At 28.8% G+C, this 21,833-nt stretch carries 23 protein-coding genes; 6 read left to right on the forward strand and 17 right to left on the reverse strand.

The genetic code is table 11. From position 1 onward, the window contains the following. Position 1: 1 nt before the first annotated feature. The 3 genes from AANAER_RS07735 to bamA all read right to left on the reverse strand — a co-directional run bounded on the left by AANAER_RS07735 (position 2) and on the right by bamA (position 4,628). The gene (locus AANAER_RS07735) at positions 2-1,240 is read right to left on the reverse strand and encodes a M16 family metallopeptidase (protein WP_129081703.1); all 1,239 of its coding nucleotides are present in this window, start codon (positions 1,238-1,240) and stop codon (positions 2-4) included. 65 nt (positions 1,241-1,305) lie between these two features. Continuing rightward, a complete protein-coding gene (locus AANAER_RS07740; protein WP_129081704.1) occupies positions 1,306-2,376 on the reverse strand; it encodes a dehypoxanthine futalosine cyclase in 1,071 nt (356 codons plus the stop codon). Beyond that, complete coding sequence (gene bamA, locus AANAER_RS07745; RefSeq protein WP_228711139.1) at positions 2,376-4,628, reverse strand: outer membrane protein assembly factor BamA; 2,253 nt, start codon at positions 4,626-4,628, stop codon at positions 2,376-2,378. Before bamA ends, AANAER_RS07740 begins: the two co-directional genes overlap by 1 nt. 107 nt (positions 4,629-4,735) lie before the next feature. Here bamA and AANAER_RS07750 point away from each other — a divergent pair, with 107 nt between their 5' ends. Beyond that, the gene (locus tag AANAER_RS07750) at positions 4,736-5,566 is read left to right on the forward strand and encodes a prephenate dehydrogenase (RefSeq protein WP_129081705.1); all 831 of its coding nucleotides are present in this window, start codon (positions 4,736-4,738) and stop codon (positions 5,564-5,566) included. Here the strand turns inward: AANAER_RS07750 and folP are convergent. Genes folP through AANAER_RS07775 form a run of 5 tightly spaced genes read right to left on the reverse strand, consistent with a single transcriptional unit; the run spans position 5,563 to position 9,634 of the window. Next, entirely contained in the window at positions 5,563-6,708 is a 1,146-nt protein-coding gene (folP, locus tag AANAER_RS07755) for a dihydropteroate synthase (protein ID WP_129081706.1), read from the reverse strand. The two genes, AANAER_RS07750 and folP, sit on opposite strands and share 4 nt — an antisense overlap. Further along, the gene (locus AANAER_RS07760; protein WP_044414818.1) at positions 6,709-7,341 is read right to left on the reverse strand and encodes a DNA polymerase III subunit delta'; all 633 of its coding nucleotides are present in this window, start codon (positions 7,339-7,341) and stop codon (positions 6,709-6,711) included. Between the two features lie 19 nt (positions 7,342-7,360). Then, on the reverse strand, positions 7,361-7,912 hold the full coding sequence (locus AANAER_RS07765) for a HobA family DNA replication regulator (RefSeq protein ID WP_044414816.1): 552 nt from the start codon (positions 7,910-7,912) through the stop codon (positions 7,361-7,363). A gap of 8 nt (positions 7,913-7,920) precedes the next feature. Beyond that, positions 7,921-9,132: an aspartate kinase gene (locus AANAER_RS07770; protein WP_129081707.1), complete on the reverse strand. Its 1,212-nt coding sequence runs from the start codon at positions 9,130-9,132 to the stop codon at positions 7,921-7,923. A 4-nt stretch (positions 9,133-9,136) separates the two neighbouring features. Continuing rightward, positions 9,137-9,634: an RNA pyrophosphohydrolase gene (locus AANAER_RS07775; RefSeq protein WP_129081708.1), complete on the reverse strand. Its 498-nt coding sequence runs from the start codon at positions 9,632-9,634 to the stop codon at positions 9,137-9,139. A 55-nt stretch (positions 9,635-9,689) separates the two neighbouring features. Between AANAER_RS07775 and hemW the strand changes: the two genes are divergently transcribed. The 5 genes from hemW to AANAER_RS07800 are packed head-to-tail and all read left to right on the forward strand — an operon-like array spanning position 9,690 to position 14,420. Beyond that, on the forward strand, positions 9,690-10,751 hold the full coding sequence (gene hemW, locus AANAER_RS07780; RefSeq protein ID WP_129081709.1) for a radical SAM family heme chaperone HemW: 1,062 nt from the start codon (positions 9,690-9,692) through the stop codon (positions 10,749-10,751). A 46-nt stretch (positions 10,752-10,797) separates the two neighbouring features. Next, positions 10,798-11,622 carry a peptide chain release factor N(5)-glutamine methyltransferase gene (prmC, locus tag AANAER_RS07785; protein ID WP_129081710.1) on the forward strand — a complete coding sequence of 275 codons (825 nt, stop codon included), beginning with the start codon at positions 10,798-10,800 and terminating at the stop codon, positions 11,620-11,622. Between the two features lie 16 nt (positions 11,623-11,638). Further along, positions 11,639-13,606 carry a M3 family metallopeptidase gene (locus AANAER_RS07790; RefSeq protein ID WP_129081711.1) on the forward strand — a complete coding sequence of 656 codons (1,968 nt, stop codon included), beginning with the start codon at positions 11,639-11,641 and terminating at the stop codon, positions 13,604-13,606. A 54-nt stretch (positions 13,607-13,660) separates the two neighbouring features. Then, on the forward strand, positions 13,661-14,137 hold the full coding sequence (locus tag AANAER_RS07795; protein WP_129081712.1) for a hypothetical protein: 477 nt from the start codon (positions 13,661-13,663) through the stop codon (positions 14,135-14,137). A 4-nt stretch (positions 14,138-14,141) separates the two neighbouring features. Then, complete coding sequence (locus tag AANAER_RS07800; RefSeq protein WP_044414806.1) at positions 14,142-14,420, forward strand: hypothetical protein; 279 nt, start codon at positions 14,142-14,144, stop codon at positions 14,418-14,420. A 350-nt stretch (positions 14,421-14,770) separates the two neighbouring features. Here AANAER_RS07800 and AANAER_RS07805 read toward each other — a convergent pair whose 3' ends face one another. The 9 genes from AANAER_RS07805 to AANAER_RS07845 form a co-directional block, all read right to left on the reverse strand. After that, entirely contained in the window at positions 14,771-15,625 is an 855-nt protein-coding gene (locus AANAER_RS07805; protein ID WP_129081713.1) for a hypothetical protein, read from the reverse strand. 58 nt (positions 15,626-15,683) lie between these two features. Further along, the gene (locus AANAER_RS07810) at positions 15,684-15,872 is read right to left on the reverse strand and encodes a hypothetical protein (protein WP_044414802.1); all 189 of its coding nucleotides are present in this window, start codon (positions 15,870-15,872) and stop codon (positions 15,684-15,686) included. Positions 15,873-15,943: 71 nt separating this feature from the next. Further along, a complete protein-coding gene (locus AANAER_RS07815; RefSeq protein ID WP_129081714.1) occupies positions 15,944-16,498 on the reverse strand; it encodes an Hsp20/alpha crystallin family protein in 555 nt (184 codons plus the stop codon). A gap of 11 nt (positions 16,499-16,509) precedes the next feature. Further along, positions 16,510-16,887 (reverse strand): Hsp20/alpha crystallin family protein, encoded by a 378-nt coding sequence (locus AANAER_RS07820; RefSeq protein ID WP_407646606.1) that lies wholly within the window; start codon positions 16,885-16,887, stop codon positions 16,510-16,512. A 706-nt stretch (positions 16,888-17,593) separates the two neighbouring features. Next, complete coding sequence (locus AANAER_RS15190) at positions 17,594-17,764, reverse strand: transposase (protein ID WP_119173276.1); 171 nt, start codon at positions 17,762-17,764, stop codon at positions 17,594-17,596. A gap of 290 nt (positions 17,765-18,054) precedes the next feature. Then, the gene (locus tag AANAER_RS07830; RefSeq protein WP_129081715.1) at positions 18,055-19,110 is read right to left on the reverse strand and encodes a tyrosine-type recombinase/integrase; all 1,056 of its coding nucleotides are present in this window, start codon (positions 19,108-19,110) and stop codon (positions 18,055-18,057) included. 110 nt (positions 19,111-19,220) lie between these two features. Continuing rightward, a complete protein-coding gene (gene cheB, locus AANAER_RS07835) occupies positions 19,221-20,300 on the reverse strand; it encodes a chemotaxis-specific protein-glutamate methyltransferase CheB (protein WP_129081716.1) in 1,080 nt (359 codons plus the stop codon). Between the two features lie 8 nt (positions 20,301-20,308). Beyond that, entirely contained in the window at positions 20,309-20,989 is a 681-nt protein-coding gene (locus tag AANAER_RS07840) for a chemotaxis protein CheD (protein ID WP_129081717.1), read from the reverse strand. Then, positions 20,986-21,831, reverse strand: a complete 846-nt coding sequence (locus tag AANAER_RS07845; protein WP_129081718.1) for a CheR family methyltransferase — start codon at positions 21,829-21,831, stop codon at positions 20,986-20,988. Before AANAER_RS07845 ends, AANAER_RS07840 begins: the two co-directional genes overlap by 4 nt. Positions 21,832-21,833: the final 2 nt, after the last annotated feature.

Raw genomic sequence — 21,833 nt, forward strand, 5'->3', positions numbered from 1 at the left:
TTTATCTCCTTACTATTGAAAAAGACAATTTATTTATCTCTTTATGAGATTTTATATAATTATTTAAATCTTCTAATTTAAGAGATTCTATCTTTTCCAACTCTTTTTTATTGTAATCTTGAGGTAAGCCTCTGTAAAATAGAGTAAAGGCTCTATTTAATCTTTGAGAAAGTGTTTCTGTTCTAAGAGGTTCACTTCCTAATAGAAATTTTTTGGCAGAATCTAATTCCTCTTTTGTAACTCCGTTTTTAACAAACTCTTCTACTAAAGTTTCAACTAAAGATTTTGCTTCATCGGCGCTTTCTAATTTAGTTTGTAAATATCCTGTAAAATAAGAGTATGTTTTATTCATAGAAATATATCCGTAAGCAGAATACGCCAATCCTCTTTTTACTCTTATCTCTTCCATCAACCTTGAACCGAAACCGCTTCCTCCAAGAATAAACGAAGCAACTTTTGCCATATAAACATTTTGATCTTTTACATCTATATTAAAAGGGCTTCCAAAATAGATATAAGCTTGTTGTGTATCTTTTTTTATCTCTTTTATTTGCGTTTGGGATACCGTTTTAATCTCTTTTGAAGAGTTTTTTGAATCTGCATTTAATACTTTTAGACTTTTTTTGATTTTTGAAATAATTTCATCATATTCAAAATCTCCACCTACTACTATAATAAGATTATTTATGTCTAAAGCATTTGTTAAAAACTTTTTTACATCACTTAAATTTATTTTAGAAAGAGACTCCTCTGTACCTAAAGATGGATTTTCCAAGGCACTATCTTTAAAAAGTATTTTTTTTAGATTTTGAGAAGCTATATAATCGTAATCATTTTCTTTTCTTTTTAAAGAACCTTTTTGCAAAGTTTTGATTTTTTCCAAAACTTTTTTATCATAATTTGGATCTTTTAATAAATCTTTTAATAAAACCAATGCTTTTTCATGAACATCTTTTAAAGAAGAGAGTTCTATAACAAAAGTTTCAAAACCTATATTAGATTGTAAAGAGATTGCAGAATTTTCAAGTTTTTCGGCAAATCTAGTACTTCCTATTTTTTTTGTTCCTTCATTTAAAAGTTTTGCACTAATTGAAGCAAGTCCGCTGTTTTTGTTATCTTGGATATATCCCGAGTTTGCAAAAACTAACTGTAGATTTAAAATAGGAAGAGATTTATCCTGTTCAAATACGACAGGAACATCAATGCCTTTTATATTTATATGCTTTATAGTAGCACCCATCATTATTCCTTGTAAAAATAAAAATAAAATTATTAATTTTGAAATCCTCTTTTTCATAAGAGTTTTTAGAACCTCTCTAAAATTTCATATGCAGTATTTCTTTTTGCAGGATTTTCTCCAACATCTTTAATTAGCTGAATCATTTCATCTTGATTCATGCAGTTTGTAGCTCCTGCTGCTGCAACAACATTTTCTTCCATCATAGTACTTCCTAAATCATTAGCTCCGAATTTTAAAGCCATTTGACCTATATAACTTCCTTGTGTTACCCAAGAACTTTGTATATTCGGGAAATTATCCAAATATATTCTTGAAACAGCTAAAAGTCTTAAATATCTATTTGAAGATTGAGGTTTTAAATCAGGAATTTCTTCTTTTAGTTTTGTATTTGCACTTTGAAAAGACCACATAATAAATGCTCTGAAACCACCTGTTTCATCTTGCAATTTTCTGATTCTATCCCAGTGTTCGATAATCTCTTCATCTGTTTCAACTGTACCAAACATCATTGTTGCAGTTGTTTTCATACCTATTGAGTGAGCTAATCTGTGTATTTCAATCCACTCATCGGCATCTATTTTTTTAGGAGCAATAACATCTCTTACTCTATCACTTAAAATTTCAGCTCCTGCTCCTGGAATAGAGCTTAGACCTTTTGCCTGCAATCTTTTTAATACTTCAAGCTTTGATATTTTTGAAACTTTTGCAATATAAGAAATCTCTATTGCAGAAAAAGAGTGTAGGGTGATTTGAGGGAATTTTGTATGAATATGCTCCACTAAATCTTCATAATAATCTATTTTCAAATTTGGATGAACTCCACCTTGCATAAGAATTTGAGTTCCACCTATTTCAAGTAATTCTTCTATTTTTTTATCTATTTCATCATATGATAAAACATATGAATCTTCATCTCTTTTATGTCTGTAGAAAGCACAGAATTTACAGTCTACCCAACATACGTTTGTATAATTTATATTTCTGTCTACAACAAAAGTTGTAACTCTGTCAGGGTGAAGTTGCTCTTTTTTCAAACTTGCAGACTTACCCAACTCTACTAAAGAAGCATTTTTTATTAAGTCTAATGCTTCCTCTTTTGATATTCTTCTATTTACTAAATCCATTTTTTTTACCATTAGAATGATGACCCCAGTGAGAATTCAAATGATGATGTATCATCGCCTGATTCATCATCAAGAGGGTTGGCAAATATAAGTTGTAAAGGACCGAAAGGAGAAACCCATTCAAAAAGGGCACCCACACTTGATCTTTGTATATCACTAAGACTATCTTGACCGATCATACCGTAATCATAAAACAGTCCCCATCTCATATTCGCATCAGGAATTAAAGGCAAACTAAACTCAATTGAAGTAGCTGCCATCTCTTTGTACGGATCCTCTATTTCACCATCGTCATTGTCAGGACCAAAAGCGTAAGATTTAAATCCTCTTAACGATTTTGTCCCTCCAAGGTACAAAGAATCCCCTTGATTAATTTGACCGTTATCAACTAAGAAGTTTGCCTGCAATTTATATCTTAATACCCAATCTAAATCAAATCTGTCCTCTAAAGAGTAGAAAGCTTTGAAGTATGAAGAACTTTTTAGGTATTCAGAATCTCCGCCAAGACCTGCAAATTCAAGAGAAGTACCTACTTTTATACCGCTTGTAGGAAAATAATAGTCATTTGTATTATCAAAATTTATATAAGGAGTAATAGAACTTGTTACATAGTCAGTATCTTCATAATATTTTTTTCCAGGAAGTTTTTTAAAATCATCATCATAATCATAAGTTTCATCTATAAAATCGAGTCTATATCTTGCTCCGGCTTTTAAATTTCTTATAATTTCTCTTCCTAATCCTACAGAGAAACCTTTTACGTCTTTATCTAAATCATAATCGTCATTATTAATCTCTGTTTTACTATTATGAATATCAATATCTCCATGATATTTACTGTCTCTAATAGCCGGATTTATTATTTTGAATGAAAGATTAGATCTTCTTTTTGATAAATCTGCAGAAATAGACAATCCTAATCCGGAACCGAAAATATTTCTTTCATTTAATGCGGTATTTATCATAAATCCGTCATAAGAACCGTAACCACCACCAAGAATAATATTCCCTGTAGGAGCCTCTTTAACTTTTACTACTAGATCCATTTTATCTTTAGAAACTCTTTTTTGTTCAATTCTTATATCATCAAAAAAACCGCTTCTTTTTAATTTATTTTGAGAATCATTAAAATCAGTAAGAGAGAATAAATCTCCCGGTGCCAAATATATATTTCTTCTGATAACTCTATCTAAAGTTCTGCTGTTACCTGTAATTTTTACATCTCTAATATATACTTTATCCCCGGGAACAACATTATAAACTATATCAACGGTACCGTTTTTTTCATCTTTTTTTATATCATATTTAACTTGTGTAAAGGCATATCCAAAATCTGAAATTTTTGTTTTAATATAATCTACATCTCTTCTTAATTTTTTAATATTAAAAGTTCTTCCCTCTTTTAATTTCAAATCTTCATATAAGAATTCGGGTTTTATTAAATCTGATTGTACATAAATTTTAATCTTATTTGTAGTGTATTGAATACCTTCATCAATATAAAAGTCCAAATCAGCTTGATTTGAGGCAAAATCAACTTCTAAGAAAGGATTTTCGACTTTTGCATCAATATAACCGTGTTCAAAATAGAGTTCTTGTATTCTTTTACCGTCATATTGTAATTGATCGGCTTTTAACTCTCCGTCATTTTGTGTAAAAAACCAAGAAGCAAACTCTTCTTCTTTATTTGCAGTTACTTTTTCAAATTGACTATTTTCTAAATTTTCTGCACCAAAATAATTTACTTTTTTGATAACGATTTCATCACCTTTATTTACATTAAACGTGATATAAACAGCATCTTCATTTAGCTTCTCAACTTCTACTTCAACAACCGAGTTTATATACCCTTCTGTTTCCAACTCTTGTAAAAGCTTCTCTTTTGCCTCTTTTACTCTTTTTGGAGAGTACATAATCCCTTTTTTAAGACCTATTTTATTTTTTACCTCTTCAATATCTTCTTCTCTTGATTTATATCCCGTAATATCCACATTTGCAATAGAAGGTTTTTCTTTAAAAATAAACTTTAAAACACCATCTTCATTTGCAACTGTAATATCTTCAAAATAACCATATTTATAAAAATCTTTTATTGCCTGATTTATTTTAGATACATCAAGTTCTTCACTCTCTTCTATACTAAATGTATCTTTAGCTATTGTCGGTGAGATTTTTGTTAGATTAATGAACTCTACTGATTTTATTCCCTCTGCATTCATAAAAGATGCAAGAGCAATTGATAATAAGATACCCTTTTTTTTCACAGTAATCCTTATACTTATTATTTCAAAGCTAGAATATATCTAAATTAACTTTATAGGATGATTAAGATATAATCCTCTTCTAAAAACAAAATTGTAAAGGTAAAAAATTGAATATAGGTATTATTGGACTCGGTCTGATGGGCGGTTCCTTGGCAAAAGCCTTAAAAAAATATTATATAGCAGAGAAAATTTACGGATATGCCAGAAGTGAAAAATCAAAAACAGAGATAGAAGAATTAAATTTAGTTGATGAATTGGTTGATATCAAAACAATTAAAGAAAAGTGTGATTTAATAGTTTTAGCAATTCCTGTTGATAATATTATCTCAATGATTCCTCAATTTTTAGATATAAATGAAAAGACTACAATAATGGACTTAGGCTCAACAAAAGAGTTTATTATAGAGAATGTTCCATCTTCAATCAGAAAAAACTTTATTGCGGCACATCCAATGACAGGTACTGAAAAATCAGGACCTAAAGCAGCAATTGATGATTTATACGAAGGGAAAACAGTTGTTCTTTGTAATTTGGAAGATAATGATAATCTGCATGTAAATAGAGCTTTTAAAATTTTCCAAGAAATTGGTATGAGAATTGTTGTTATGGACGCAAATGAACATGATGTTCATGCTTGTTATATGTCTCATCTTCCCCATGCCATATCTTTTTCATTGGCAAATACCGTAATGAGCAGAGAAGATCCTAAATCAATTATTGCACTTGCAGCAGGTGGTTTCAAAGATATGAGTAGGGTGGCAAAATCAAGTCCTAAAATGTGGTCCGATATTTTTAAACAAAACAGAAAAAATCTTCTTAATGCTATTGATCAATTTGAAATTCAGATGAAAGAAGTAAGAGATATGGTAGAAAACGAAAAATATGAAGATTTAAAAAAATGGATGAGAAAAGCCAACTCTTTGCATGAGATACTTTAGAGTATCTCTACGCTTTTTATTGCTTCTTGTAATTTTATAGCTTGATAATGCTCTTTTACATCATGACATCTAATAATTGAGGCACCGTTATTTATTGATTCAAGGTGAATTGCCAAAGTACCGGGTAATCGTTCTTCTATTTTAGAAGGAACTATCATATCAATCAAAGATTTTCTACTAGCTCCTATTAAAAGTTCATATCCAAAATGTTTAAAATGTTCCAAATGTTTTAGTAAAAGAAGGTTATGTTCCAAACTTTTTCCAAAACCTATACCCACATCAAGAATAATATCCTCTATACCGAAACTTTTTGCTTTTTCAACTCTTTGTTCCAAGAAATCATTAACTTCTACTATTACATCTTCATATTGAGGATTTTTTTGCATATTTTTAGGGTCACTTTGCATATGCATAATAACAACTTGCGCATTATATTGGGCACTTAACTTACAAACTTCATCATTTTGTAAACCTGTTATATCATTTACGATTTTAAATCCGCAATCAAGAGCATACTTTAAAACTTCGGGTTCATAAGAGTCCAAAGAAAACTCTGCTTTTTCATAAAGTTTTTGTTTTCCAATTAAATCTAAAATAGGTTTTAACCTTGATAATTCCTCTTTAGGTGAAACAGCTTGGCTTCCCGGTCTGCTTGAAACTCCCCCTAAATCAATAATATCAGCACCCTCATTAATCAGCTTTTCTATATGAGCTACTGCATCTTCGCCTTTAAATCTACTTTTATAAAAGAAAGAGTCGTCATTTGCATTTACAACACCCATAATTTTGTTTTTATACTCTTTTTGATTTATAAAAGATTTAAGTTTTAAAGCAAGATCTTTTAAACCGAAAGGTTGAGATAACTCTTTTTTACTTAAAATCTCAAAATGTTTAGTTGTTCCTATTAAAACAGCATCAACAATTTTTTCGCTAGCAATTATAACTCCGCTTGGAACTGCCAAATCAGCACCGATGGATAAAGCATCTTGTTTAAGGATATTTGCAGCTCCAACATGAAGCTCTTTTATATACAAAGCATGAAGTTTTGATTTTTTATCTAAAATTGAAACACCGCTTTTATCGCAACCTAATTTGTTAAAAAGCTTTTTTATCTCTGTTGTAGAAACTTTATATAATTTCATTTAAACCCTTTTATTTTTATTTAAGAGCATAAGAAGTAAAGAAGTTAGAACATTAATAGGTCTGGAATTGAGTTCTAAAAGTTTTATTGATTTTGAAAAAAGATCCAACTCTTTTTGATTTAATTCAATCTTTTTAGAATTTATTTTAAATAAAATAGATTCGACTAAACTTTTAGCTTCATTTTTTGTAATTCTTTGATTCTCTTTTAAAAAAGAATAAACATCTTTTAAATCTAAATTCAAAATATCCAACTCAAGTTCAGCTCTTTTTGAAGCTGTTTTATAAAACTTGTGAGGAATTCTTGAAAAAATAGTCGGAAGAATTGAAGATTTTGAATTTGTAATTATTATAAAAATGATATTTTTTGGAGGTTCTTCCAAAACTTTCAATAAAGCATTTTGTGCTTCGACTCTAAAGCTTTTACCTATTAAGAAGATATATTTTTTTTCATTTGAAGAGATATAAGCCTCTTTTACGGCTGCATGTGCTTGAGCTAATAAAAATTCATCTTTTTGCTCATTTTTTATAATTCTTACATTATGTTTTGAATAAAAAGGCAGTAAAGAACTTAAAGTCTCTTCAATATCATTTACTATTAAGATATGAGCAGATTCAATTTTTTTATCTATCATATAAGAGTGTTATCCAATTTTAATTTTCTACATTTATATCTGCAAAAAGTGCAGCACTCAAAGTTTTGTTAAAAAGTCTGAACATTTGTAAAAGTTTCATATCTAAAGCTTCATCAGTTGTTTTTAGATTAAAAGCATCTTGAATCTCTTCATCAAAAATCCAAAGAAATGAATTCTTTGTAAATTTAGGAAGAGTTGCTCTTACATCATTACTTTTCCCTATATACCAAAAACAGTAACCGTTAGGAAAAGAGATGTTTAACATATCTTTTATAAAACTGATATCATCTTCTGTTTTTAAACTATCTAAATCTTTGTAAAAAGATTTAAAGTTATAAAAAGGTAAAAAAGGTCTGTTTTGTTTATGTGAATTTAAATTTGTCAAAATATATTTTAAAAACCAATCTCTTTCACTATCAGTTATTATAAGAATCGAACAACCTTTATCCAAAATATTTACAATAGATTTTGATACTAAAGGAACCCATTCATATTTTTTCTCCTCCAACCAAGGAGAGATAAGTCTATCTTCCCTAATTGTATCAACAGTCCAATTTAAAAATTCTTGCACTTTTTAACCTACTTATCCAAATTATATGCACTATGAAGAGCTCTTACGGCTAATTCTGCATATTTTTCTTCAATTATCATAGAAATTTTTATTTCACTTGTTGAAATTATTCTTATATTTATATTCTCATTTGCCAAAGTACTAAAAGCTTTTGAAGCAACACCCGTATGAGTTTTCATACCCACTCCTACAATTGAAACTTTACAAATAGTGTCATTATAATCTATTTTTTCAGCTTCTTCTTTAAATCTAGCCATTACTTTTTTACAAGCTTCCCAATCTCCTCTAGGAATTGTAAAATCTAAATCGGTTTTTCCGTCTCCACCTCTTGTTTGTACTATCATATCAACATTAATATTTGCATCCGCAAGTGCCGTAAAGATTGTTGAAGCAATTCCAGGTCTGTCAATTACTCCATACATTCCTACTCTGATTTGGTCTCTATCTAATGCAATACCGCTTACAATAGCTTTTTCCATAATATTCTCTTCCTTAGTTATTAATGTACCTTCAACTTCCGGTGTGAAGCTACTTCTTGATATCAAATTTACGTTTAATTTTTTTGCCATTTCAACAGATCTATTCTGTAGTACTTTTGCTCCCAGACTTGCGAGTTCAAGCATTTCATCATAAGATATTTTATCTAGTTTTTTTGCTTTTGGCTCTATTCTTGGATCAGTAGTATAAATACCGTCAACATCCGTATAAATTTCACAAACATCAGCTTCAATTACACCAGCAATAGCAACGGCAGTCAAATCAGAACCGCCTCTACCTAAAGTTGAAACTCTGTTTGTATCTTGTGTCACACCTTGAAAACCTGCAACAATAACAATCTTACCATCTGAAATAGCTTTTTTTAAGTTTGAAGGATCAATATCTTCAATTCTTGCTTTTGTATGTAAGCTATCTGTAATAATACCTGCTTCTCTACCGCTCATTGATGTAGTAGAGTAGCCTTGTTCATTTAATGCTATAGAAAGCAGAGCAGAAGTTACCCTTTCACCTGAACTTAATAACATATCCACTTCACATGGATTGGGAGTTTTTGAAAAACTATGTGCATACTCTAATAATTTGTTTGTTTCTCCACTCATTGCAGAAACAACAGCAATTACATCATGTCCTTCATCTTTTATTTTTTTTATAATATTTGCAACATTTTGAATTCTCTCAAGTGTTCCTACACTTGTACCGCCGAATTTTAATACTTTTAACATTTTCTTAAATATAACCCTCTTTTCTAAAATATTTTAATACCTGTTTATAAACTGTTCTTTTAAAAAAAGTGATATAGTCATAAACTCTTTTTGTGGGTACAAACTTATAATCACTAAATTCCGGTATTTCAGTATTAATATTAATTTTTGCACCTTTTTTTAATTTAACCAAATAGTACTTTTGTATTTGTCCATCAAATGGATACATTTTTTTTGCAATAGCAGGTGGAAAATCATAACTTACCCATTTTGGGTATTCTGCTATAATTTCTATCTCTCTTGTTCCAATTTCCTCTTCCAATTCTCTAAGAAGAGCCTGTTTTGGAGTCTCTCCTTTGTCAATTCCACCTTGGGGAAATTGCCAAGCATTTTCAACATCTGTTCGTGAAGCAATAAAAAGTTCACATTTCTCAGGATATTTAGCCGATAATACAATTGCTGCAACATTCGGTCGATAATTTTTCTCATCTTTTGTTTGTTCTTTGTTTTCTTTATCAGTCATAAATAATAATTCCCTTATAATTAGCCCAAAATTATAATAAAATTAGGATTAAAAATTGCTTTTGTATATACATATACCGTTTTGTGACAGTAAATGCCACTATTGTGCTTTTAACTCGTACACCGATAGATTTCATTTAAAAAAAGATTATATGAGTGCGTTAAGAAAACAACTACAATTTGAACTAGAAAAAAATTCAGAAAAGAAGAGTATAGAAACTGTTTTTATAGGAGGAGGAACGCCAAGTACAATAAAAACTGAAGAGTATGAAAAACTCTTTGAAATATTGACTCCTTATTTGCAAAATAATTGTGAGATTACGACAGAGTGTAATCCCAATTCCGCAACAAAAAAATGGCTTGAAGGTATGAAAAAATTAGGAGTAAACAGAATTAGTTTCGGAGTACAAAGTTTCAATGATGAGAAGCTAAAAAAGCTAAATCGTGCACATAACAGTAAAGGAGCAATAAATGCTATACAAAATGCAAAATGTATAGGTTTTAATAGTATTAACTGTGATATAATTTACGGAGTCCAAGGAGACTCTTTTGAATTGCTGAAAAAAGATTTTGATATGATTTCCCAACTTAATATTGAGCATTTAAGTGCATACTCTTTGACTTTGGAAGAGGGTACTAAATTTTTCAATAAATCTGAAATAAAAATTGATGATGAAGAATTATCTTATAAAATATTTGAATATCTAAAAAACAAAGGTTTTAAACAGTATGAAATCTCTAATTTTTCAAAAGAAAAAACTTATGAGTCCAAACATAATTATGGATATTGGCAACATAAAAATTATCTTGGAGTAGGGGCAGGTGCAGTAGGTTTTATAGATAATAAAAGATTTTATACAAAGAAAGGTTTAGAAGAGTATATTTCAAACCCTTTAGAGTATGAGATAGAGCTTTTATCAAAAGAAGATATTATTGTCGAAAAAGTGCTTCTAGGTTTTAGATGCAGTAACGGCTTTAAAAAAGATATCTTAAATCAAAAACAACTATCAAAAGTTGAAGAGTTAAAAAAAGAGAAAAAAATTGAAGAAAAAGAAGGCAGAATTTTCAATAAAAACTTTTTATTAGCCGACGAATTAGCTCTTTATATATTAGAGTAATGAAAATTTTTATATAATAAATACTTTTAAAAGGCAAAATTATAAAATGACAATAAAAGATACAGTTAGAAAATATTCTCAAAAACTAAAATATGTTACGCATATTCCTGCAAAAGAAGTTGAAATACTTATCGGTTTTTTGCTTGAAAAAAACAATATTTGGCTTCATTTGAATTATAACAATGAATTTGACAAAGAAAAAGAGCTTGAAAAACTAATCAATAAAAGAGCTTCTGATTATCCTCTTGAATATCTTATAAATAAAACCTCTTTCTACGGCGAAAGTTTTATTGTAGAGGAGGGGGTTTTAATTCCTAGACCCGAAACTGAACTTCTTGTAGAAAATGCCGTTGAGATACTCAAGAACAGAAATTGCAAAACAAAAGTTTTGGAAATAGGTACGGGAAGCGGAATTATATCTATAATGTTAGCTCTATTAATAAAAGATATAGAGATAATTGCCGTGGATATAAATGAAAAAGCTTTAAGCTTAGCCAAGAAAAATGCCAAAAAGCATAAGGTAAGTGATAAAATAGATTTTAGATTAAGTAATCTATATGAAAATGTAGAAGAAGAGGATATTTTTATGACTATATCAAATCCTCCATATATTGCAAATAGTTATAAACTACCTAAAAATGTTCAGTATGAACCTAAAAATGCACTTTTTGGAGGAGAATCAGGAGAAGAACTTTTAAAAAAGATTATAGAAAAAAGTTACGAAAAAGGAATTACTTATTTACTCTGTGAAATGGGATATGATCAAAAAGAGGCTTTAGAAAAGTATTTTAAAGAGCTAAACATAAAAGAGTATAGCTTTTATAAAGATTATGAAAAGTTTGACAGAGGCTTTACAGTTAAATATAAATAAAAGGAGAAAAGATAATATGTTTAATGAATTTAATTTAGAAAATTTAGACAATAGTAAAAAAGATTTAGAAGAGCTTTTAAATGAGAGTAAAAAACAAATAGACGAGTTATTAGAAATAAAAGATAAAACTTATGAAAACTTTGTTAAACCTTATGAACAAATAGGGGAGAGTATTAATGAATTTATAACTCCTATCTTCCATATTGATTCGGTTAAAAATTCAGAGTTGACTCAAAAAGTTTATGAAGATTGCCTTCCTTTGATCTCTGATTATGAAACTGAGATATCTCAAAATGATAATATTTATAGATCTTTAAAAGATATACAAGATAATGATTATAGATCTTTAAATAGTATACAAATAAAAGTTCTTGAAAATGAAATTAGAGATTTTAAATTAAGCGGTTGTCACTTAGATGAGAAAAATAAAAAGAGACTAAAAGAGTTAAATCTTAAACTAAGTGAGTTATCTCATAAATTTTCTCAGAATCTCTTAGATGAAACAAATGCTTTTGAAATGATTATTGATAATTTTGAAGATGTAAAAGAGATTCCTCTGTCGGATTTAGAGCTGGCAAAATTTGAAGAAGATGGAAAAACCAAATATAAATTTACACTCCAAATGCCTTCTTATATTTCATATATTACGTATGGTTCAAATAGAGAAAAAAGAGAAGAGATATACAAAGCTTATTGTACAAGAGCTCCTCAAAACGGGAAAATCATAGAAGAGATTTTAAAATTAAAAGAAGAAAAAGTAAATATTCTGGGATTTGATAATTATGCTTCTTACTCTTTATCTACAAAAATGGCAAAAAATGAATCAGAAGTTACCTCTTTTTTAGAAGAGTTGGCAATTAAAGGTAAAAAAAGAGCAATAGAAGAGCTTGATGAGATTAAAGAGTTTGCTAAAAAAGACGGAATAGAGGATCTTCAAAGTTATGATTTATCTTATTACAGTGAGAAATTAAAGAAAGATAAATATGATTTAGATGAAGAGTATTATAGACCGTTTTTTGAACAAAATTCAGTTTTAAACGGATTTTTCAATTTTCTTTATGAAGTATTTAATATCAAATTTACACAAACAGATGCAAAAGTGTGGGATAAAAACGTAAAAGTTTATAATATAAGTGAAGATGATAAGATCATAGCACGTATTTATATTGATTTAGAAGCAAGAAAAGATAAAAGAGGTGGAGCTTGGATGAATAACTGGCACTCTTATTATATAAACGATAAGGGAGAGGAACAGCTTCCAACTGCATATATTGTATGCAATTTCCCACCTTCAACACAAAACACTCCTTCTTTGTTAAGACACTCTGATGTAGTAACATTATTTCATGAAATGGGTCATGCTTTACATCATCTTTTAAGTAAAGTTCCCGAAGCATTGGTTAGCGGAATATCAGGTGTTGCTTGGGATGTAGTTGAATTTCCTTCTCAATTTTTGGAATATTTTGCATATGATAAAGAGGTTTTAAAACTTTTTGCTAAACATTATGAAACAGGTGAGATTTTAAGTGATGAAGCTATTGAAAGAATCATTAAAGCAAGAAATTTCCAATCTTCTTTAGCCATGTTAAGACAAGTAGAATTCGCGCTTTTTGATTTTAAATTACATCAAAAACTCTATAAGAATGAAGATGAAGTACAAAAACTTTTGGATAATATCAGAGATAAATATGCAGTAACAAAACCACCGAAATATAACAAATTTCAAAATGGTTTTGCACATATTTTTGCAGGAGGTTATGCTGCCGGGTATTATTCATACAAATGGGCAGAAGTTCTAAGTGCCGATGCTTTTTATATGTTTATTGACTCAGGAAAGGTTTTAAATAAAGAGTTGGCGGTAAAATATAAAAATACCATACTAAAAAACGGCGGTTCAAAAAATATGGATGAACTATTCTTTGAATTTGCAAATAGAGAACCAAGTGTTGATTCTTTATTAAGAATTGATGGAATTATTAGCTAATTTTTGTAATAATGTTGACTTTAATATATATGATACATTATAAGGATAAGATTCATGACAAATGCTGAAACTATCGCAAAACTAAATGAAGCACTAGAAAAATTAATTGTAGGATATGAAGAGCTTCAAAATTCTTACGATACATTAAAAAATGAAAATGATAAATTAAATACAGAAATTACAAATTTAAAAGAAAAAATTTCATCTTTGGAAGAAGATAAAAGAGAGTTAGAGGATAATGTAAATACATTAGAAGATAATACTCAAAAAGATTCAAATAATATAAATTCAATGTTAAGTAAAATAGAAGGTTTATTGGGTAAAAAAGCCCATCCGGCTGCACCAAACTACTCAAAAAACGGCAACTCTGAACAACAAGAGAAAAAAAACCAAGATGAAATCAAAAATGTGAGGCAGAGCCTCGAAGAGATTGTAGTTGAGAGCAAAGAAGAATCCTCAGATTCTTCCTCTTCTGAGAATAAAATTGACTTAAATAGGATGGCTTCCTTACTAAATGGATTTAATAATTAAATAGATGGTATTACTTTTAGATAGAAACTCTTTATATAACACTTTCGGTGTAGATTCTTTCGAGTCTTTAGATATAGCTATAAATGATATTGCTCCATCTATGGTAGAGTATTATTTATCTGACTTATCTCAAGGAAGTGATGATGTATATCTTAATAAAAGAAATATACAAAATAGCATAAATATAGGAGATTTTTCCATATATTTAGATTATGATGAAGATATTTATTTAGAAATAGAAGATGAAACTACAGATGAATTTGAAACAGGATCTCTTTGGTAAAATATTTATATAAGTGAGCATTTAAAATTTCCATTTATAAATGTTTTCAGAGACATTCCATACATTTTATTTAACATAATTTGTAAATTTTGGCTCTATTAAAAATAAATCATCATCAAAACTTTTCAAAGAAATTAAATCACTAACAATATTTATAATAATTGTGCTTCTTTTATTAAAATTATTGTTAACATCTCAGAGGCATTGTATTGTAATTTTTTTATATTTTCATCAATTTTTTTGCATATCAGAAAAGTTTTTTATCAAAAAACCTATCTCATCATTGTAGTATTTAACACTAAATTTGTGTATCTTGCCATTTTTGAGAGTTTATCATATTTTTATATTCATTATTTTTTGATTAGATATTTATTATATTGACTCATAGTTAAAAGTAAAAAGCCTATTCCTAACAGTAAATAAACAGCATATAAAATATCTTTATAATCACTAATAGCAATTTTAAATACCATCATAAGTGCTTCAATAGCTAAAGCGATAACAATAGAAATCAAAAACTTAATTAGTAAAGTGTTGCTTCCATGGGCTTCTGTTGTATGATCTCTGAAGATAACCTCGTGCTCCAAAAGGTTTTTTGCCAAATCAAAAGTTGCTAGACCTAGTGTTAATCCAATTGTAGACTTGAAAATAGATTGAAATATATTATTAGCTATCCCTAAAAGGTGACTAGTAAAATCATAAAGGGAATAAAAAATAAGTATTAAAGCAAAGGCAGTTAAACTAATTCCAATAATACCATAAACTATCTGTACCCCATTTGTAAACAGTTTCGCTTTTAAATCGGTATGGTTGTATTCTTTTAAAAGCTTATAAAAATCAAAATCCATAGCGATAAGTTTATTATCTATCTTTTTTACAAAAGTTACCACAAATTTATTAGTTTTACTTGATACATAAGGTGCACTGATAAAGTATTCATTTTTAAGATAAGTATTGCTTTTTAAACTATTTTTTATTTTATTACTTATAAACTCTCCATCTTTTGTATCCCTATTAAAAATTGGTGAAAGCTGAACAAAGTTTTCATCAACTGCATATATAGTATCTAGTGCATTAAAATCTACAAAAGCTTTATTTAATTCTTTACTATTTAAATAGTCTATTTTACTGTCAGCCAATTTTTTTAACAGCTCTTGAATAATATTGACTTTGTTTTTTTGAAATATTGAAATAAACTCTTTCATTATGATTTTTTTATTATAGTAACTACTTTATAAAGCAGTTACTATAATTGCTCCTCTTCTATAAATATACACTTGTTCTTAAGTTTTCTAATACATTATTATAAGAGAGTATTACCTCTTGGTTTGTGGGATATTTTCTTTGAAGCTCTTTCTTATTTGATTTAAAAGTAACATCTTTATCAAATAATCCAGCGTTTAATATACTACTTAATAATAAAATTAAAAGTATTACAATCTTTAGGTTCATATTTTTCCCTTAGTTTTCTCAATCTAAAATCATATAAAGGGGATATATATAATATCCCCTTAAATTTAAAGTTACTTAGATTTTATCTCTATTCTTTTCGTATCACTTTTTGGAAGTGATTTTTTAGGGATATTGATAGTTAATACCCCATCTTTGTGGGTTGACTCTATTTTGTCCACATCAGCATCTTGAGGTAGATTTAATACCCTTTGAAACGATCCATATGATCTTTCTATTCTATAAAAATCTTTATTTTTCTCCTCGCTCTCTTGTTTCTTTTCACCCTTGATTATCATAGTATCACCATCTATTTCAATTTGCATATCTTTTGCTTCTACACCTGGAATTTCAAGCTTTACGGTATATTCATTGTCTGAAGTTGCAACATCTAAAGATGGTTTGAACCATCCCTCATTAGCTATATTTCCAAGATTAAACGGTGCAAAGCTATGTTCAATATTTTGTCTTAGTGAATGAAACAAACTGTCAAATTCTCGGTGAATATCTAAAAGAGATCCAGCACTATTTGTAGATACTTGATTGTTGTTTTTTACAGGAATAACTTCACCTTTATTTGACTCCTCATCTTTAAACCAGTTCCATGGTGCAAGCTTTGAAAAATTCATAGTAAACTCCTTTATTTCACTTCAATTGTTTTTTTCTCTATAGCTTTTTCAAGTTTAGGAATAACAACTTCCAATACCCCGTCATTACCAGAAGCAGAGATGTTTTCTATATCAACATTTTCAGGCAGTGTAAATTGTCTTTGAAATTTACCAAATGATGTTTCAACTTTATAATAATCCTCTTTTTTTGTCTCTTCTTTATAATTTCTTTCACCCTGAATAATTAAAATATTATCATGTACATCTATTTTAATATCATCTTTTTTTACACCAGGAAGATCAACATCTACATGATAAGCAAACTCACCTTCTCTTGTATTTACCTTAGGAGTAAAAGTACCTAGTGATGATTCAACAGGAACATTAAAAACTTCAAACATTTTTTGCATATTAGTAAACTCTCTAAATGGGTCAAATTTTGTTAATAACATTGTATTCTCCTTATATTTTATAACTAGCACTGTAATTGATATAATGCTAGTAAAATGATTCTTATAGATAATGAATCAAAAATATATTGAGGAAATCCTCACCAAAAACTCTTAACTTACTTCTACTTCATAATTAATTCTAATCTTCATTTATTAGTTTTTAAACTTTCAGAATCTTTAGTCAAATACACTAAAGTTAATGAAATTATAAACCTATAAAACTTAAAAAAATATTAATATTAGCAATTATAAATATAGAGTGCTAATATTAGCAGCATTCTGTATTAATAAATACTAAATAGTTTGTTATATTTATAAAATTAAATTTGAAAAATATTTTGTAATAAATTCAAACTAAGGAGTGTTAGAAACTCCCTATTAACATAAATTTCTGATAGGAAGAATCCTCTTCCACCCAAACTTAAATTTTAAACTCATCTAATTTTACCTCAAAAAATACAGCTGGTTCTAAGAAAGTAAGAAAGTAAGATTCCAATTCCACATTGGTATATTCCATTTTTTGTAGTATATTGTTTATATGCAGTAAAACTTTAATTAATCCGTGAAAGAAAATCATTAAACTAAAAAGACTTATCTTTAAAATTATTTATTAGCTAACTCTTTTAAAAAATTAATTTGTAGACCCTAAATCACCTATTTACCTTCAATAATAATTCCAAGCATTATAATCGACTCTTATTTTTAATACAGTTGCATCCATAAAGATGATGGGGTATATTGGTTCTAATGGTTTACTTTTTAAGAGTCTTTCTCTTTTTTTAACAAGTTGTGGTTCAAATGTTCCATCTCTATCTCTTGGAATTGAAACATCAATTTCTCAATATTTAGATTTTCTCATAGAGAGTGCAAGCACAAGAAAGTTTTTTTATTTGTACCGTTACGATAGTTTGGATTATCTAATTCTTGATGTTTTTCATAGCCTAAATGGGGATCCATTTCAACTTCTGAAGAATGTTTGGATAGATTCTCGAAGAAGGGATTTAAACTCCTCTAAAATTCCAGCTAATGAAACTTCTTTCCCTTCTTTGATCTGCTTTCGTTGTTATAATATTCATTATAAATTGATATTTTTGGATTTACACAGTTTGTTTTACACTACCTTAATTATCCCATTAAATTTGTTGTAGCTTTTAATCTTTGCTTATCGAAATGAGTATATATTCTTGAAGTATTAATATCAGCATGTCCCAAAGCTTCCTGTACTAATACAAGATCATGATGTTTTTGATAAAGTAGGGTAGCAAAAGAGTGTCTTAACATATGAGCACCGTTTTTTTCTTTTCTAATACCTATACTTATTAATATATTTTCTACTATTCTACTAACGTATGCCTGAGTTAATCTATTGCCTTTTTTATTACAAACTAAATAGTCATCATTGCAGCATCTCATATTTAACCAATTTTGTAAATCATTTTCTATAATTTTTGCTTTAATCATGGCAATTCTTGGTTTATTTCCTTTTCCCCTTACTTGCAAAATGTAAAGATCTTCTTCTTTATAGATATCCCTTAATTTTAAATTTAACATTTCCGATACTCTAATACCGGTATAAATTATCATCTTTATAATTAACTTATTTCTGTATATTGTATCAGCTGAAAATTCATACTCATCAATGGCTTTTAAAAACTTGTCAATCTCTTCTTTATTCATATGAGCAGGGAGTTTTGTTCCTGATTTTCCACCTAAACCTGCCCAGTTTTTCAGTTCAATTTTAAATTGATATGAACTTCCGTCTGAATTTTCATTTTGTTTATCTATATAAGAAAAAAAGTTAAGTAGGGCAATTCTATGGTTTTTTTTACTTGCATCGGAAAGTCCACTTGTATATGAAGCTAAAAAATCGATTAAAAGCTCTTCATCTATCTCTTTCATTGATGCAGGACCGAAACTTTGCAAAAATTCATATAATTTTGAAAGGGGATTAAAATATGTATTTATACCTGATAATCCGATATTTCTTGCTTCCTTTACTAACGTTTTTAATTCATCAATTGTTTTATCTCCACGAATCAAAATTTGCAAGATTTGGGCAAACTTCTCTTTATTTGCTACATGTATATTTGAAAGTGTTGTTAATTTATTTCTTACAAACAAAGAGAGCCAAAAACAATAAGTTCTATTAAAGTTGGATGTAAAATCAAGTTCATATCTCATAAAAAGACCTTCTTAATAAATTATCTAAAGAGTAATTATAACAAACTTTTTATTAAATTAGTATTGAAAACTATAATTTTCAAACCAATATCTACTCTAACAATAAAGCACTATTTCACTCGTCCTTTACTAAAATCAATAATATATTTAGCAATATCATCCAAATGAACAATATCTTTTACAGCACCTTTTTGAATAGCTTTTGCCGGCATACCGAAAACTACACAACTCTCTTGATTTTGTGCAATAGTATAAGCTCCGTTGTCATGTAATTCTTTCATTGCTATACTTCCGTCATCTCCCATTCCCGTCATCATTACAGCCATTGCACTGCTTCCTACAACATTATTTACTGATCTAAACAGCACATCGACACTTGGTCTGTGATGACTGACTTTGATTGTATCTAAAAGTTTTGTTTTATAAACTCCTGCTGTACCTTTTTCTATTGTCAAGTGCATATTCCCCGGAGCTAAATATGCATGCCCGTTTTCTAGTACCATTCCATCTTTTGCTTCATGAACAATTACCTCTGAATTGCTATTTAGTCTGTCTGCGAAGGATTTGGAAAAACCGTAAGGTATATGTTGAGTTATTAATATGGGAGGTAAATTTGCTGTTAAATCTTTAAAGACCTTTAAGAGTGATTCAACACCGCCTGTAGAGGACCCGATTGCAATAACTCTTTTACCCCCTAGTCTCGCTGGCATGGACTTTATGACTTCATCAGGATGAACTTTTCTATCTAAATCTTTTGCTTTTGAACTTACTACTTTTTTAATGGGTTTTGGTTTTTTCAAAGTATATCGTTTTAGAAGAAAAGTTAGATTTAAAAGGTTATCTTTTATTCTTGAGGCAAAACTTATCATTGATTCGCCTCTATCGGGTTTATTTATAAACCCTACAGCTCCATCATCAAAGATATCATTACCTCTAACACTCTCACCTGAAATTACAACGGCAGGCATTGGATGTAAACGCATTAAGTTTCTTAAAAATGTTACGCCGTTCATTTTCGGCATATTTATATCTATAGTTACTAAATCCGGTTCATACTCTTTTATTTTTTCTCTTGCATCATAAGCATCTACGGCATCAGCTATTACTTCAAACTCTTCTATGCTGTTAATCATATCTTTTATAATTCTTCTCATAGAAGCGGAATCATCAATTATTAATACTGTATACATACAAAACCTTAAAAAAGTTCTATTTCCATCTCTGGTTCAACTTCTACTTTATCAGCTCCAAATAGATCAACACCACCAACATACTCTTTGATAACAGGTGCTTTTGTAATCTCTGTTTGAAGAGCTTTTTCATCTTTAAGAATTTTATTATCAGTTTCAGATTTTTGAGTCACTTTTATAAAAGTTTGAAAATGATCTGCAAGAAGAATTAATCTTCCGTGTTCTCCTCTTGTATGTTCACTGATTAATTTAAATCCTTCAGATCTGCAAAAGTCTTTGGCAAATTCTACATTTCTATGCCCTATTGAATTAGCCATACTGATATTAAGCTGCATAATATCAGCACCTCCGGAGATTTTTGCACTCATATTTTGTTTATGGCAGCCCATTTTATACATCTCATTGAGCATTGCTTCAACAGAATAAAGTCCATATTTCATATCTTCATTTGTACTGTTTGTAGTAGGTAATAAAAAGTGGTTCATTGCTTTAATCTTCTTTTGAGAATCATAAAACATTATAGCAACACAAGAACCAAGCAATGTTTTAAAGGCAACTTCGTCTGAATCTTTACCAACGGCAAACTCTCCACCTATTATTGTGTGAGTATTATAACCTTTTGTTCTTTGAGTGAATCTTGAAACAGAAGCTTTTTCAATACTCCCATCTTTGTGCCCTAAAATAATCAATAAAAATCCTTTGTTTTTATGAAAATATTTTGCCCTATTCTATCTACACAACTAATTAAGTCTTGTGGATTTTCAGAATGACCTAGATATAAGGTACCTCCAATCTTAAGATGAGAAAAAAGTTTTTTTAAAATTTTGTTTTGATCCTCATTTGAAAAATATATAAGCACATTTCTACAAAAAATCACGTCAAAATAGTCTTTTTCATATGGGTAGGATTTATCATTTAAATTCATTACCTTAAATGTAACCATTTTTTGAAGTTCAGGTTTAACTTTTATTAAAATTTCTTCATTAGCCAAAGTTTTTTGAACTCTTCTTTTAAAATATTTTTGAGGTTTTATCCAAGAAGGGAACTCTTTTGAAGATTTTGAAAATCTATAAACTCCATTTGCAGCATATTGCAATACATTTGTATCAATATCTGTTGCTAAAATAGATGCTTTTATATTTTTTCCTTGTTCTTGACTTGTTTCTAATACCGTCATAGCCATCGAATAAGGTTCTTCACCCGTTGATGATGCAGAACAGTACATTTTTATTTGTTGTCCTGATTTTGCAAACGATGGTAAAACCCTGTTTTTTAGATCGGCAAAATGAAAATCTTCCCGAAAAAAGTGTGTTTTATTTGTAGTAAATGAGTTAATAAACTCTCTTGTGTAAGCGCCCTCTTCTATCTCATCTAAAAGGTCTTCTATATCACCTTGATATTTACTGTCTCTTTTTAATTTATGAAGTCTGTTTGAAATCATTATATCTTTATTCTCTGAAAGAGAAATCCCTGTTAGAGAATAAAGAATATTTTTTACTCTGTTATGTAAATGCTTATTACTCTTTTGCATTT

Source organism: Halarcobacter anaerophilus (genome assembly GCF_006459125.1).
In the GTDB taxonomy this organism is placed as follows: domain Bacteria; phylum Campylobacterota; class Campylobacteria; order Campylobacterales; family Arcobacteraceae; genus Halarcobacter; species Halarcobacter anaerophilus.